Origin of the sequence: Sharpea porci (assembly GCF_009695655.1) — a bacterium.
In the GTDB taxonomy this organism is placed as follows: Bacteria; Bacillota_I; Bacilli_A; order Erysipelotrichales; family Coprobacillaceae; genus Sharpea; species Sharpea porci.
This window is the reverse complement of record NZ_VUNM01000029.1, coordinates 1-14,518: the sequence shown is the minus strand read 5'-3', so window position 1 is coordinate 14,518 and position 14,518 is coordinate 1. Positions and strand designations below refer to the sequence as shown.

The window sequence follows — 14,518 nt, the reverse complement described above, 5'->3', positions numbered from 1 at the left end:
ATGAAAAAAACATTACTAAGAAAAGCCCTTAACCGCAGCATAAAGCAATCTTTTGGGCGTTTTCTTTCGATTTTTATGATTATTGTACTTGGTGCTTCGCTATTTTCAGGATTGCGTAATACTCCAGCAAGCATGGAAGCAAGCGTCAGCAAGGATGCCCAAATGGCACATTTTGCAGATCTCACCTATATTGCCACTCTAGGTTTTGATCAAGATGATATTGAAGCTGTGAATAAGCTTAAAGATATCAAGAAGGTTGAACCGGGTTATCAGTTTGATGCCTTGTTGAAAGATGGTGCCGGGAAAAAAGGCGTATGTGTCCATGCGATTGATCATTATGACAAGCATGTTTTAAATGCCCCCAAGCTTATCAAGGGGCGATATGCGAAAGAAGACAATGAAGTAATGATTGATCGTCAGCTTGTGAGTAAAAACTTTGCATTAAATAAGACTGTGATATTATCCAATGATAATGGTACGAAGGATTATAAGATTGTAGGCATTATTGATGATATAAGGTATATCTCGAGTGCTGATCGTGGTATCAATACACTTGGTGATGGAACAAATCACGGCTTTATCTTGATGACAAACAATGGTGCTAAGTCGTTGGCTTTAAATAATAAGCTTGTTGATTTACGTAAAAAAGAGCAACTTTATAACACCCTTAACATTCAGCTTGATAACATGCCAGTCAATATCTTTTCTGATGACTATAAGGAACAGACGGCCTTAAAGAACAGCAAGATACATACACTTCTAACGACTCGTCATGAAGAGCTCTATGAAGAATTAAGTGCTGATATTGTGAAAAAGTACGATGATGCTAACCAAGATTATGAAAATGCCAAAGCACGCTATCAGAAGCAAGAAACTGACTTCAAGAGTGGAATCAATGATGCTAAAATCAAGCTTCTTCAAGCAAAAATCACTCTTGGCAACAAAGAAAAAGAATATTACAACCAGAAAGCCAAAATCAATAACAATAATCAGGACACGACACAGAAACTTCAAGAACTGTCAAAAACAATGGCTTCGTTACAACAGTCTCTTCAAAGCCAGATGCAAGATCTTGCAGCAATGCAAAATGGAACAGCTTTGGCTTCAATCACAAAGCAGATTGCATTGCTTACACAAAGCATTGGTGCAACAACAATGATTCTTTCAAGCAATCAGGCTTTAGAAGAAGCAAAACTTAAGCTTGATCAGGCAGTTCATGATTTAAATATTCAAGAGGCAAACCTTTCATTGCAAGAAATTGAAGGTTCTAAGCAATTAGATGAAGCTTCAGCTAAGCTAGAGGATGCTAAAAAGCAGCTCGATGATGCCAAAGGAAAAGTAAATGAAGTACCAAAAGGCACAATCTATACCTTCAGTGCAGAAGATCATATTGGCTTAATGAATTACCAAAATAATATTACTGCCATCAAGGCTATTGCCTATGTCTTTCCGCTTATTTTCTTCTTGGTTGGGGCACTTGTTTCATTAACGGCCATGTATCGTATGGTTGAGTCGGAAAGAGAATACAATGGTACATTAAGAGCACTAGGCTATAGTAACTTAGATGTCATGAAACAATATTTTTGTTATGCCCTATTAGCAACTTTCCCAGCAAGTATAATTGGAATAGTATTAGGAAATCAATTCTTTGTTCGTATTATTCTCTATCTCTATTATTATATTATGTTTAATATTAATCATTATGTTGTTGTACAGAGAATGACTGTCAGCTTATTGACAATCTTCTTGTCCGTTGGTGTAACGAGTGCTGTCACACTTGTTGTCTGTCGTCGTGAGCTATTTGAAATGCCCGCTAGCCTGATGCGTCCAAAAGCACCGAAAATAGGTAAGCGCATAATCTTGGAAAGAATACCTTTTATTTGGCGTAGGCTTTCATTTAATCAAAAGGTGACATTGCGTAATATTATGCGCTATAAGGCTCGTTTCTTTATGAGTATTATCGGTATTGCAGGCTGTACGGGACTTATTATTACTGGGTTTGGTATTAAAGACTCTGTTAAAGGTATTGTTGATTTACAATATGGTGATGTTTATCAATATGATGCACTGATTCATTTTAATGAAAAACGTAATCTTAAAGAAAGCACGAAACTCATCAAGACGCTTGAAAAAGAAGGTCTTTCAAACATGACAATGCTTTCTTCTAGCTATATTCATATGCTTGCTAACCGTAAGGATCTAGATACGACACTTAATGTTTATGCCTCATCCGATGATCTTTATAACTTCATCAATTTCCAGTCTTTAAATGGTAAAAAACTTACATTGGATGATGAAGGGGTTATTATCAGTCAAAAGGCAAGTGAATTGACAGGCATGGAAAAAGGTGATCGCCTATATCTTAAAATTGGTGATGAGCAATATGAGGTAAAGGTGAGTGGTATCATGAAGAACTATTATGGCCATCTCTGCTTTATGAGCAAGACGCTTTATGAAAAACTGACTCAGAAGACCTACATGACGAATACAGGTTATGTCAATTTTATCAATAACAATAAGACAAATAGACACCTGCTTTCAGAACGCTTAAAAAAGGATCAGCTAGGCTCAATTGAGTATCTTAAAGCAAGTGGTCAGAGCTTTGCAAATCGTCTTTCTTCATTGGATATTGTCATTGCCATCCTGATCATCTTTGCCGGATTGCTTGATTTCATTGTTCTCTATAACCTTACTACAATCAATATTGAAGAACGTAAACGTGAAATTGCGACAATTAAAGTCTTGGGCTTTAGAAAAAGAGAATACTATGATTATATCTTTAGAGAGAATATTCTTCTTTCTTTGACTGGGGCGGTTCTTGGATTTCTCTTTGGAATAGCGATACATGGCTTTATTATCCATCAGGTAGAATTTGAGGCAACAGTCTTCATTCGCTCAATTCACCTTACTGTTTTCCTCATCGCTTTTATGATCACAATACTTTTTGATTATTTCATCAATCTCACCATGCGCCATGTCTTAAGGCGTGTAGATATGGTTGAATCTCTTAAATCGATTGAATAGGGACATCTGACGATGTCTCTGTTTTTGTATAATCATAAATAAGGAAATATTTATTCATGAGTTTAGGTTGATGTATGCAGTTACATTACACTCTATATGTAGTAATTGTTTAAAAATCAATACAAAAATATCCAATACGTTCGTAAAATAACAAATTGATGAAAATATTTTAGATAAAAAGTAAAAATAGTAGAGTATTTGGGTTGACATCTTATGATCACTAAGTATAATGATGTCATACGAAAAATGATTTGAGGGGGAATTGTTATGAAATTCAAGAAAGTATTAGCGATTGCCGCATGTGCCTCAATGTTAGTAGGCTGTGGCGGTAATGCAACAAAATCAACAAGCAATGGTACAGTGAAGGCTCCTAAGTTTGGTTTCATTGGTCCATTAACAGGTGATGCTTCACAGTATGGTACTGCCGTAAAGAACGCTTTACAGTTAGCTATTAAGCAGTACAACAGTAAGCATGGTACAAAGATTAAGGCTTATTACTATGATGATAAGGCTGATGCTACTGAAGCTGTTAACGCTTATAACAAGTTAGTCAATGATGATAAGGTAACTGCTGTTCTTTCACCAGTTACTACTGCATCAGCAATCGCTGTTGCTAAAGCTGCAAGTAAGAATGGTACACCAATCTTAGCTCCATCTGCATCAGGTGATAGCTTCACAATTGATCCATCTACTAAGAAAGCTTATCCAAATGTCTTCAGAATCTGTACAAATGATTCATATGCAGGTACTTACTTAGCTAAGTTATGTAATACAAAATTCCATTATAAGAATGTTGCTGCATTATATAACAAGGAACTTGATTACTCTACAGGCTTATATAATGCCTTCAAAGCAGAATCTAAGAACCAGAATGTCAACGTTGTTTATGCTGGTGCTTACAATGCAAATACAAAAGACTTCTCTACATTCGTTCAGAAAGTAAAGGATTCTAAAGCTGATGCTGTTTATTTACCAGATTACTATGAATCTGTTGTTGCTATTGCTAAACAGTTAAGAGATGCTGGTGTCAATGTTCCATTATTTGGTGGTGACGGCTGGGATGGTATCCTTGACGTTAAGGGTGTTAACGCTACTAACTTTGAAGATACATATTTCGTTTCAGGCTTCGACAAAGATGCAACAAGCGGTCCTGCAAAGGAATTCGTAGATGCTTATAAAGCTGAATACAATGCAACTCCAAATATGTTCGCTGCAATGGAATATGATGCATTAAATGTTATGATGAAAGTTCTCAATGAAGTTAAATCAACAGATTCTAAGAAGATTACTGATGCTTTAGCTAAAGTTGATGTAAAATCTGATGAAGCTGCATGTGGTGGATTTAAATACAACAAGGATCATAATCCACAGAAAGAAATGTCTGTTGTAACAGTTAAAGCTGGTAAATACGTAACAGTACAATAAGGGTCATTAACTTAATAGGGAGACTTGTTCTCCCTTATTTTTTTAGAAAGGATTGATTTTATGGATTTTATTAATCAGGTCATCAATGGTCTCTCGACGGGATCGATGTACGCACTCGTTGCCATCGGTTATACAATCGTATATGGTATTGGTAAAATGATTAACTTTGCCCATGGTGAAATCATCATGGCTTCTGCTTATTTTGCATATGTTGGTATGAGCTTCTTGCATTTACCTGCTCTTGTTGCTGTTATACTTTCTATTATTTTAACTGCACTTTTAGGTGTGTTGACAGAAAAGGTTGCCTATAAGCCACTGCGTGGAAAAGGCTCTCTTGAAGTCTTGATTACAGCCATTGGTGTTTCTTATTTATTACAGAATGTCTTCTATATGATTTTTACTTCATCAGGAAGAACATTCCCACAGATTATGCCAAAAGGTGCTATTAATATTGGTGGTCTTTCCATTACTTATATTACCATTATTACTTTGATTGTTTCCTTTGTCGCAACAGGTATTCTCCTCTTCTTCATTAATAAAACAAGATTAGGTAAGGCTATGCGTGCTGTATCTGAAGACCAAGGTGCCGCTCAATTAATGGGTATCAATGTTTCAACAACAATTTCCTTAGCCTTTGCGATTGGTTCTGGTTTAGGTGCTCTTGCTGGTGTCATCTATGGTGCAAAATTCTCCATCATCAACCCTTATATTGGTCAGATGCTAGGTATTAAAGCCTTTATCGCTGCCGTTCTTGGTGGAATTGGTTCGATTCCAGGAGCAATGGTTGGTGGCTTGCTAATGGGGGTTGCGGAATCATTGACAATTGCTTATATTTCATCTGATTTCTCTGATGCCGTTGTATTTGGTATCTTGATTCTTGTCCTATTAATTAAACCTGCTGGTATCTTTGGCAGCAATGTAAGAGAGAAGGTGTAGGCTTATGAAGAAAAAACTTATTCGTGAACTCATTACAGCGCTTGTTCTAGCTATTGTTGTTTATGCTATTTTTGCGATTGGCTTTACAACAGGTATTATTAATAGTTATTGGCAAGGAATCTTAATGCTCGTGGGAATTAATGTCACATTAGCTGTTTCACTTAACTTGGCAACTGGTTATCTTGGACAGTTAACATTAGGTCATGCTGGCTTTATGGCTGTTGGTGCCTATGTCTCAGCTTTGCTTTCTATGTATGCCCATTTACCATTCGTTTTAACACTGATTATTGGGGCTCTTGCAGCTGGCTTTATTGGTTTATTGATTGGTGTCCCAATCTTGCGTTTAAAAGGTGACTATCTTTGTATCATCACTTTAGCGTTCAATGAAATCATTCGTGTCATCATTGTTAACCTTTCTATCACCAATGGATCTAAAGGTCTTATTGGTACACCTTCAGATACAACATTCCTCGCTGTTTATTTAGTTGCTGTTATTACAATCTTTGTTGTATATTCTATTGTCCATTCTAGACATGGTCGTGCGATCATCTCTGTTCGTGAAGATGAAACAGCCGCTGAATTAACTGGTATCAACATTGCTTATTATAAAATATTGGCTTTTGTTATTTCAGCTTTATTTGCTGGTTTAGCTGGAGGTCTTTATTCTCATTACATTGCTATTCTTGTTCCAAAATACTTTGATTACAACAAATCTGTTGAAATCTTAGTTATGGTCGTTCTTGGCGGTATGGGTAATTTACCTGGTTCTATTATTGCGGCTGTAGCTCTAACTATCATTCCTTCATTATTAATCAGTTTCTCACAATATCGTATGCTTATTTATGCTATTGTCTTAATTGCAGCCATGCTCTTAAAGAACAGTGATGCAGGTATTGCCTTACGTGCTAAATTACCAAAGTTGAAAAAGAGAGAGGAGGTAGAAGAATAATGAGTTCAAGAAAACCATTACTACAGACAAAAGGCTTAGGAATCCAGTTTGGTGGATTGAAGGCTGTTGATGAATTCAATTTCTCTATTGACAACAACCAGCTCTTTGGTCTTATTGGACCTAATGGTGCCGGGAAAACAACAATTTTCAACCTCTTAACAGGTGTTTATACGCCAACAAGTGGCCAAATCTTGCTTGATGGCAAGACAATTAACCACTCTTCACCAACTCAGATCACACAGATGGGTGTAGCTCGTACTTTCCAAAACATTCGTTTGTTTAAAGATATGACAGTGCTAGATAATGTAAAGGTGGGCTTACATCATTCTCATCAATATTCATTACTTGCCAGTATTTTACATACACCAAGCTATTTCAAAGGAGAAATGGCTATGGATGAAGAAGCACGCAGCTTGTTACGTGTCTTTGACTTAGAAAAGTTCGCGAATGTTAAAGCGTGTAATTTGCCATATGGTAAACAGCGTCAGCTTGAAATTGCTCGTGCGCTTGCTACATCTCCTCGTTTATTGCTTCTTGATGAGCCTGCTGCCGGTATGAATCCTACTGAAACAGCAGAACTTATGGAAACGATTAAAGTTGTTCGTGAAAAATTCTCTGTTGCTATTCTATTGATTGAACATGATATGAAACTTGTCATGGGTATTTGTGAAAAGATTTGTGTATTGAACTTTGGGACTGTCTTAGCATTCGGTACACCTGATGAAATTAAAAATAATCCAGATGTCATTGCGGCTTATTTGGGCAATGATGCTTAGGGAGGTAGACTTATGTTATTGACAGTAAAAGATCTTAATGTTCATTATGGTGTTATTCATGCCATAAAAAATATTAATCTTGAAGTTGAAGAAGGCCAGATTGTTGCCCTGATTGGGGCAAATGGTGCCGGCAAGACTTCAACACTTCATGCCATCAGTTCATTATTGACTTCAAAAACAGGTGAAATTATCTTTGATGGGCAGGATATCAGTAAGATGCCAGCACATAAGATTGTAGCTACACATCTTGTACAGGTTCCAGAAGGAAGACGTATTTTTGCTCAGCTTTCTGTTGAAGATAACTTGGAAATGGGTGCTTTCTTAAGAAATGACAATAAGATTGACGAAGATATGCAACATGTCTATGAACTCTTCCCACGTCTTGCTGAACGTCGTAAACAGCTTGCAGGAACGCTTTCCGGTGGTGAACAGCAGATGCTCGCAATGGGCCGTGCGCTTATGAATAAGCCAAAGCTTCTACTTCTTGATGAACCTTCAATGGGGTTATCACCAATTCTAGTGAATGAAATCTTTGATATCATTAAGACAATCAATAAAGAAGAAGGCGTCACAGTGCTTCTTGTTGAACAGAATGCGACAAAAGCATTAAGCATTGCTGATAAGGCCTATGTTCTTGAAACAGGTAAAATTACTGTTTCTGGTAATGCTAAGGAAGTAGCTAGTAACCCACGTGTTAAAGAAGCCTATTTAGGATAAGAGAAGTGCTAAAGCACTTCTTTTTTCTTAAGAATTCTTAAAAAAATCTTAATCAAAAAATAGCGATAAAATCAACATAATATCAATACCTTAAGAAAACCTTAAGAAAATACTAGACAATTTCTTAAGAATCACTATAATGAAGATTGTAGTTTCAAGAAAGAAGGTAACAATTATGGATAAAGAAATCGCTTCAAAATTAAACGTTCTCATCAATGATAAAGTCATGAAACGTAAAGCTATGTTCCTTCCATTATTCGCTATTTCAGCTTTTGGTGTTGTTGGTTATGCAGCAGCAGATCGTGAAGCACCAAAAATTTTATCAAATAAAGTACAAGTCTTATATGGGACAAATCTTTCTGCAAAAGATTTTGAAATCACAGATAACAGAGATAAATCAGAAGATTTAGATGTAAAAATAGATACAACATCATTCGACAAGAAGCAGCTTGGTACATATAATGTTCAGGTTGAAGCTACTGATCAGTTCAACAATACAACAAAGAAAGTTGTGGAAGTTGAAGTTGTCGATAAAGAAGCACCTGTTATTACACCTAAGAACTCTGGTGGCTATGTAATTGATGTGAATGCGAATGGCAGCAATAAGCTAGAAGATTATATTAAGGCTGTTGATAATGTTGATGGTGATGTAACACCATTCATCACAGCTGATAAAGAACTTGATACAACAAAAGTGGGTGTCCAGACAATCAATGTGACAGCATCGGATAATGCTGGCAATACAACAACAAAAGCATTGCAGTTTGCGGTTACGGATAAAGAGGCACCAACTGTATCCTATAAGAATGGTGATCATGTAACAGTAGCTTATGGATCACAGTTTAATATTGCGGATTACTTAAATATTGCTGATAACTTAGATACAAATCCTAAGGTAGAAGTTGAAGGCAATGTAGATACAAGCAAGGAAGGCACTTATGGTATTAAGGCTAAAGTAAGTGACGCTAATGGTAATAGCGCACAGCCTGTAGCACTTACTGTTGATGTGAAGGATGTTAATGCTCCTACAATTACATTAAGTAAGTCTAGTGTAGAATTCTTAGAAGGCACAGCCTTTAATGCTGGTAGCTATTTATCAAATGCGACTGATAACAAGGATGGCGATGTTACAAGCAAAGTACAGGTGAATTCCAATGTCAATGCTTCAAAAGCAGGCAGCTATACTGTGACTTATACAGTAAGTGATAATGCTGGTAATAGTGCATCAAATACCTTGAATGTCACAGTCAAAGCTAAACCTCAGCCACAGGCTGCAAAAGGCGCGACTGGAGCAAATGCTAATGGCGGAGGTATCATTGGGACGGCAAGAAGCAAACTTGGTTCAGCATATGTCTTTGGGGCAAGCGGAGCAAATGTCTTTGACTGCTCAGGCTTCACAAGCTATGTTTACAGATCTAATGGTAAATCATTGCCAAGAACTGCCGCTGCACAGTACTCTGCAACATCTAGAGTTTCTTCACCACAGCCAGGTGACTTAGTATTCTTCAGCAATACTTATAAAGCAGGTATTTCCCATGTAGGTATCTATATTGGTGGTGGTCAGTTTATTCATGCTGCTAATGAAAGAACGGGCGTAACAGTATCTAGCTTAAATTCAGGTTACTATGCATCACACTATGCAGGTGCAGGTAGATAAAAATAACGAAGGGTTCTTTGAAAGAAGAACTCTTTTTTTCGTCATAGGCAAGTAAGCTGTCATCAAATATCACAGAAAAGAATCAAATGATTCACTTCATTATTGAAACAAGATATGGTATTTTCATAATATAAACAATGCTGAGAGAGGAATTATCAATTTACATCTAATTATAAGCACTATCCTGAGTTCATCTATTATTAAATACAATGAAATGATATGGGATAATTTAGATAAATAGAAATATGCACCTATCAATTTAGAAATAAGAAAAATATCTTGACATACTTATTAATGCATGTTAGTATCAAGTAAACTTAAGAGCAGGAGATAACGTTAGTAAACGCAAGCACAGAGAGCTAGGAGTGGTGGAAGCCTGGTATTGACGCACTTTCAAATGGACCTGTGAGGGCAAAGGGGAAAAGCAATGAGTATCCTTTGACGGTTGTCGCCGTTATATGACAAGAATGTGATGGCATTCCCCAAAAAACCAAAAGGTGGTATAGCAGACTTATACATCTGTCCTTTTATAGGATAGGTGTTTTTTGTTTATTGGGGAGATAAACAAGGAGGACGCAGAGATGAAACGATGGTGGAACTTACAATAGTCATTATTGAAAAAACATTTTAAAGAAAAGAAGAGGGAAAGAAATATGAAATCATTAAAAGCATTAGTATCAGTTGCATTAGTAAGTTCTATGTTAGTAGGTTGTGGTGCGGGAACATCTTCAAAAACAAAGAAGGTAGGTATTATTCAGCTTGTTGATCATACGTCACTTAATACAATCAAGAAAGCCTTTGATGGGGAAATGAAAAAACTTGGCTATAAAGATGGTGACAATATCGAATATACATTTAAGAATGGTCAGGGTGATAGCAATACACTTGCTTCTATCGCTAATGACTTTCAGGGCAAGAATATGGATGCTGTTGTAGCGATTGCAACACCAGCAGCTCAGGCTGTCGCAAAGCTTGCCAACAAGACACCTATTATTTTCTCGGCAGTTAGTGATCCTGTAGGGGCAAAACTGACAAGCTCACTTGAGAAGCCTGATAAGAATATGACAGGTACAAGTGATGAGGTCCAGGTCAATCAGATTATTGATAAGGCGCTAGAAGTACAGCCTGATATGAAAACAATTGGCTTGCTTTATAACAAGGGTGAAACAAACTCAGTGACAAATATCAAGAATGTTAAAGCATATTTAGATAAGAAAGGCATTAAGAGTGAAGAAGCAACAGTCGCTTCAGTCAATGAAGTTCAGTCAGCTGTCAATGCTTTAGCAAGCAAATGTGATGCAATCTTCTCTCCAAATGACAATACAGTCGCTTCAGCAATGAGCGTTGCTGGTGCCACAGCAGCTAAAGCAAAAATTCCTTACTATGTAGGTGCTGATTCAATGGTTAAAGATGGCGGCTTACTTACTGTTGGTATTGATTATGAAGAATTAGGTAAAGAAACAGCTCGTATGACAGATAAAGTGCTTAAAGGAAAGAAAGTAGCTGATTTGCCTGTTAAAGTTTATAAATCAAACTTAAATATCTATGTCAACAAGAAAACAGTTGAACAGGATGGTATTAAGCTTCCTGATAGCATCACAAAAGATAAGAAATATATTGAAATGTAGTTAGAAATAAAGGGGTAATTGAAAATGAATCTTACTGTTATATTAGGGGCATTAGAATTAGGGGCAATCTTCTCTATTCTATCGCTAGGACTTTATATCTCTTTCAAAGTCCTGGATATCCCTGATCTTACCGTTGATGGATCTTTTACAACAGGATGTGCTGTATCAGCCATTGTTACTGTTGCTAGCTCACCAGTTCTAGGACTGATACTTGCGTTTGTCGCTGGGGCATTAGCTGGTCTTGTAACAGGGTTGTTGATTACAAAGCTTAAGATTAATGCAATCTTAGCTGGTATTCTAACACAAACAGCACTCTATTCTATCAATTTAAGAATCATGGATGGCAAACCTAATATTTCGCTTCTTGATTCAAAGACAATTTTTACAAATATTAATCAAATAACAAGCTATGGAACACTTATAGTATTGTTTATCTTTGTCATTGTTATTGTCTTACTCTTAAACTATTTCTTGAAGACACAGCTTGGCTTAGCATTAAGAGCATGCGGTGATAATGAAGATATGGTAAGAGCAAGTTCAATTGATACAGATAAAATGAAACTCATTGGCTTATCGTTAGCCAATGGTCTTGTTGGCTTGTCAGGAGCACTCTATACGCAACAACAGACTTATTCAGATATTACAGCTGGTATTGGGATGATGGTTATTGGTCTTGCCTCAATTATTATTGGAACAACATTTATCAAGAATGAAAAAGTTCTCATCTCGCTTATTGCCACAGTTATCGGGGCAATCTTCTATCGCTTCGTACTGACTTTTGCCTTACAGGTCGGTATTACATCAGGTGACTTGAAGTTACTTTCAGCTGTCATTGTCGTTATTGCTATTAGCTCGACAAAATTAAAATTAGGGGGGAAGAAAAATGCTAGAAGTTAAAGACTTAAATGTCATCTTTAATCAGGGCACAGTGAATGAAAAACAAGCAATCAGGCATTTGAATCTCACTTTAAATGATGGTGATTTTGTGACAATCATTGGTTCTAATGGTGCAGGCAAGTCTACATTATTTGGAGCTATTTCAGGTGATGTTCCTATAACAGAAGGGCAAGTTTGTCTTGATGGGATTGATATCACAAATCAAAGAGAATATGTCAGAGCAAGAAATATTGGGCGTCTCTTTCAGGATCCATTAAGAGGAACAGCACCACATATGACGATTGAAGAAAATCTGGCATTAAGCTATTCAAGGGGCAAGCATTTCTCATTAAGACCCTATTCAAAGAAAGACCATACTGTTTTCAAAGAAGCGCTTAAACGCTTAAACCTGGGCTTAGAAGAGCGTTTGAATACAAAGGTAGGAACCCTCTCAGGGGGACAGCGTCAGGCTCTTACATTATTAATGGCAACACTTGTTACACCAAAGCTTTTGCTTCTTGATGAACATACTGCTGCCCTTGATCCAGCTACTAGTGATAAAGTGTTAAAGCTTTCTCAAAAGATTGTTGAAGAGAATCATCTTACAACAATGATGATTACGCATAATATGGAAGATGCATTGAAATATGGCAATCGCATATTGATGATGAATAATGGTGAGATTATCGCTGATATTGATGCAGAAGCCAAAAAGACAATGAAAGTTGAAGATCTTGTCCATAAATTTACGGATGTATCTGAAGCTAATGATAGAATGCTTTTAAGGGGATCATAATCCCCTTTTTTCATAAAATAAAAAGATTCATATTATGCTTGAAAGCGATTACATGCTGTGCTATCTTAAAGTCATAAAGAAGGAAGAAATCCTTCTCACAAGAAAGATATTCATAATCATCAAATGGCAAAATAAGTCTTTATTGTTTTTATCACATGTTTGATTATCTCATGACGAAATGCCAAAGTATTGAATCTAGACTTTGCAGCCAGAGTAAAGCTGCACAAAGCATAATAGAATTTCAATCGGACGTACGAAGTAGTCCATAAAGTAAGTATTGGAATGAAAAGCTTCAAGAGTCTATTGAAGATGATCATTGAATATCTTTTCTTTTTAAATAGGAGACGATGAATAGTCGTCTCCATTTTTATTACTTTTTGTATGCTTTAAAAGCATACAATATGATAAACTAAAAATGAGGTGATGGGGCATGGAACTAAGAGTTTTACAGTACTTTTTAGCTATTGCAAGAGAAGAGACAATTGTTGGGGCTGCTGAAGCATTGCATATTACGCAACCTACTTTATCAAGGCAAATGAAGGACTTAGAAGACGAGTTAGGAAAGAAACTGTTTATTCGAAGCAACAAAAAGATTACTTTAACGGATGAGGGCATGCTTTTAAGACAAAGAGCTGAAGAAATTGTGAGTCTTGTCCATAAGACAGAAAAAGAAATTACCTCTTCTGATTCATCAATAACTGGTAATATCTATATTGGTGCAGGGGAATCACAGAGTCTTAAAGTAATCACTAAGACAATGAAAAAGATGCAAAGTCGATATACCAATGTCAAATTCAATATTCATAGTGGTAATGGTGATGATGTCATTGATAAACTAGATAATGGACTGATTGATTTTGCCTTAATCACAGAACATCCAAAACTATCTGAATATCATCATCTACTATTGCCAATCAGTCATCAATGGGGTGTTCTAATGAGAAAAGATGATGAACTTTCAAACAAAGAAAGCATTACCTTTGAAGATATCAAGAATCAGCCATTGATCGTATCCAAAGAGTTTCAACGCCTTAATGATCTTGTCCAATGGCTTCATAATGATATTGACAACCTAAATATTGTTTCATCATATACGCTTTTATACAATGCTTCCTTAATGGTGGAAGAGGGACTTGGTTATGCCATATGCTTTGATCAACTCATTAATACAACGGGTGATTCATTATTGACATACAAGCCATTTAAGCCAGAAGTCAGGGTCCAAAATTACTTTATTTGGAAAAAATACCAAATTCTTACTAAAGCATCACAATGTTTTTTAGATCTGGTGCAGGAAACAATTGAAGAAATGTCATAACAAGAACTTTCCTTTTATGAGGGAAGTTTTTATTTATGCCTTTTAGGTATATAAAATGATTGTATATAGGTATTTGATATTTAAATAGGGGTGCTATAAACTGATTGCGAGGTGAAAACAAAATGCATGATGACTTATCAAGAGAAGTAATTGAAAGAAATCTTATTGATATAGGATTTCATCACCAACAAGTTGATTGTTTACTGGAATATTATGATGATGGAGATAACAACAATATCTATCAGCACTTAAGAAAACAAAGAAGCCAGCTATTAGAAGATGTTCATCATAGGGGGGTGCGGACAAATTCTTGGACCCGGAATGACGGGGAGGAATAAAAATGTCATTTACTGAGGAAGAGAAAAAGAAAGCACTTCAATTGTATGATGAGACAGGATCGATTGCTAAGGTAATAC

12 protein-coding genes are annotated in these 14,518 nt (G+C 36.3%); all 12 read left to right on the top strand.

Annotation, left to right across the window (positions count from 1 at the left end; all coding sequences use genetic code 11):
• Complete coding sequence (locus FYJ79_RS10230; RefSeq protein WP_195837073.1) at positions 1–3,024, top strand: FtsX-like permease family protein; 3,024 nt, start codon at positions 1–3, stop codon at positions 3,022–3,024.
• 267 nt (positions 3,025–3,291) lie between these two features.
• The gene (locus FYJ79_RS10225) at positions 3,292–4,449 is read left to right on the top strand and encodes an ABC transporter substrate-binding protein (RefSeq protein WP_154517856.1); all 1,158 of its coding nucleotides are present in this window, start codon (positions 3,292–3,294) and stop codon (positions 4,447–4,449) included.
• Positions 4,450–4,509: 60 nt separating this feature from the next.
• A complete protein-coding gene (locus FYJ79_RS10220) occupies positions 4,510–5,385 on the top strand; it encodes a branched-chain amino acid ABC transporter permease (protein WP_154517853.1) in 876 nt (291 codons plus the stop codon).
• 4 nt (positions 5,386–5,389) lie between these two features.
• Positions 5,390–6,334 (top strand): branched-chain amino acid ABC transporter permease, encoded by a 945-nt coding sequence (locus tag FYJ79_RS10215; protein ID WP_154517848.1) that lies wholly within the window; start codon positions 5,390–5,392, stop codon positions 6,332–6,334.
• Entirely contained in the window at positions 6,334–7,110 is a 777-nt protein-coding gene (locus FYJ79_RS10210) for an ABC transporter ATP-binding protein (protein WP_154517845.1), read from the top strand. Before FYJ79_RS10215 ends, FYJ79_RS10210 begins: the two co-directional genes overlap by 1 nt.
• Positions 7,111–7,122: 12 nt before the next feature.
• Positions 7,123–7,827, top strand: coding sequence for an ABC transporter ATP-binding protein (locus FYJ79_RS10205; RefSeq protein ID WP_154517842.1), 705 nt, complete (start codon positions 7,123–7,125; stop codon positions 7,825–7,827).
• A gap of 175 nt (positions 7,828–8,002) precedes the next feature.
• Positions 8,003–9,484: a C40 family peptidase gene (locus FYJ79_RS10200; protein WP_154517839.1), complete on the top strand. Its 1,482-nt coding sequence runs from the start codon at positions 8,003–8,005 to the stop codon at positions 9,482–9,484.
• 653 nt (positions 9,485–10,137) lie between these two features.
• The gene (locus tag FYJ79_RS10195) at positions 10,138–11,112 is read left to right on the top strand and encodes an ABC transporter substrate-binding protein (RefSeq protein ID WP_154517835.1); all 975 of its coding nucleotides are present in this window, start codon (positions 10,138–10,140) and stop codon (positions 11,110–11,112) included.
• A 24-nt stretch (positions 11,113–11,136) separates the two neighbouring features.
• A complete protein-coding gene (locus FYJ79_RS10190; protein ID WP_154517832.1) occupies positions 11,137–12,009 on the top strand; it encodes an ABC transporter permease in 873 nt (290 codons plus the stop codon).
• A complete protein-coding gene (locus FYJ79_RS10185; RefSeq protein WP_154517829.1) occupies positions 11,996–12,784 on the top strand; it encodes an ABC transporter ATP-binding protein in 789 nt (262 codons plus the stop codon). Before FYJ79_RS10190 ends, FYJ79_RS10185 begins: the two co-directional genes overlap by 14 nt.
• A 430-nt stretch (positions 12,785–13,214) precedes the next feature.
• Positions 13,215–14,102, top strand: a complete 888-nt coding sequence (locus FYJ79_RS10180) for a LysR family transcriptional regulator (protein ID WP_154517826.1) — start codon at positions 13,215–13,217, stop codon at positions 14,100–14,102.
• Positions 14,103–14,224: 122 nt separating this feature from the next.
• Positions 14,225–14,440, top strand: a complete 216-nt coding sequence (locus FYJ79_RS10175) for a hypothetical protein (RefSeq protein WP_154517823.1) — start codon at positions 14,225–14,227, stop codon at positions 14,438–14,440.
• The last annotated feature ends 78 nt before the right edge of the window (positions 14,441–14,518 follow it).

Coding starts and splice junctions, on each gene's coding strand:
- FYJ79_RS10230 (WP_195837073.1), top strand. CDS start 1: ATGAAAAAAACATTACTAAGAAAAGCCCTTAACCGCAGCATAAAGCAA.
- FYJ79_RS10225 (WP_154517856.1), top strand. CDS start 3,292: ATGAAATTCAAGAAAGTATTAGCGATTGCCGCATGTGCCTCAATGTTA.
- FYJ79_RS10220 (WP_154517853.1), top strand. CDS start 4,510: ATGGATTTTATTAATCAGGTCATCAATGGTCTCTCGACGGGATCGATG.
- FYJ79_RS10215 (WP_154517848.1), top strand. CDS start 5,390: ATGAAGAAAAAACTTATTCGTGAACTCATTACAGCGCTTGTTCTAGCT.
- FYJ79_RS10210 (WP_154517845.1), top strand. CDS start 6,334: ATGAGTTCAAGAAAACCATTACTACAGACAAAAGGCTTAGGAATCCAG.
- FYJ79_RS10205 (WP_154517842.1), top strand. CDS start 7,123: ATGTTATTGACAGTAAAAGATCTTAATGTTCATTATGGTGTTATTCAT.
- FYJ79_RS10200 (WP_154517839.1), top strand. CDS start 8,003: ATGGATAAAGAAATCGCTTCAAAATTAAACGTTCTCATCAATGATAAA.
- FYJ79_RS10195 (WP_154517835.1), top strand. CDS start 10,138: ATGAAATCATTAAAAGCATTAGTATCAGTTGCATTAGTAAGTTCTATG.
- FYJ79_RS10190 (WP_154517832.1), top strand. CDS start 11,137: ATGAATCTTACTGTTATATTAGGGGCATTAGAATTAGGGGCAATCTTC.
- FYJ79_RS10185 (WP_154517829.1), top strand. CDS start 11,996: ATGCTAGAAGTTAAAGACTTAAATGTCATCTTTAATCAGGGCACAGTG.
- FYJ79_RS10180 (WP_154517826.1), top strand. CDS start 13,215: ATGGAACTAAGAGTTTTACAGTACTTTTTAGCTATTGCAAGAGAAGAG.
- FYJ79_RS10175 (WP_154517823.1), top strand. CDS start 14,225: ATGCATGATGACTTATCAAGAGAAGTAATTGAAAGAAATCTTATTGAT.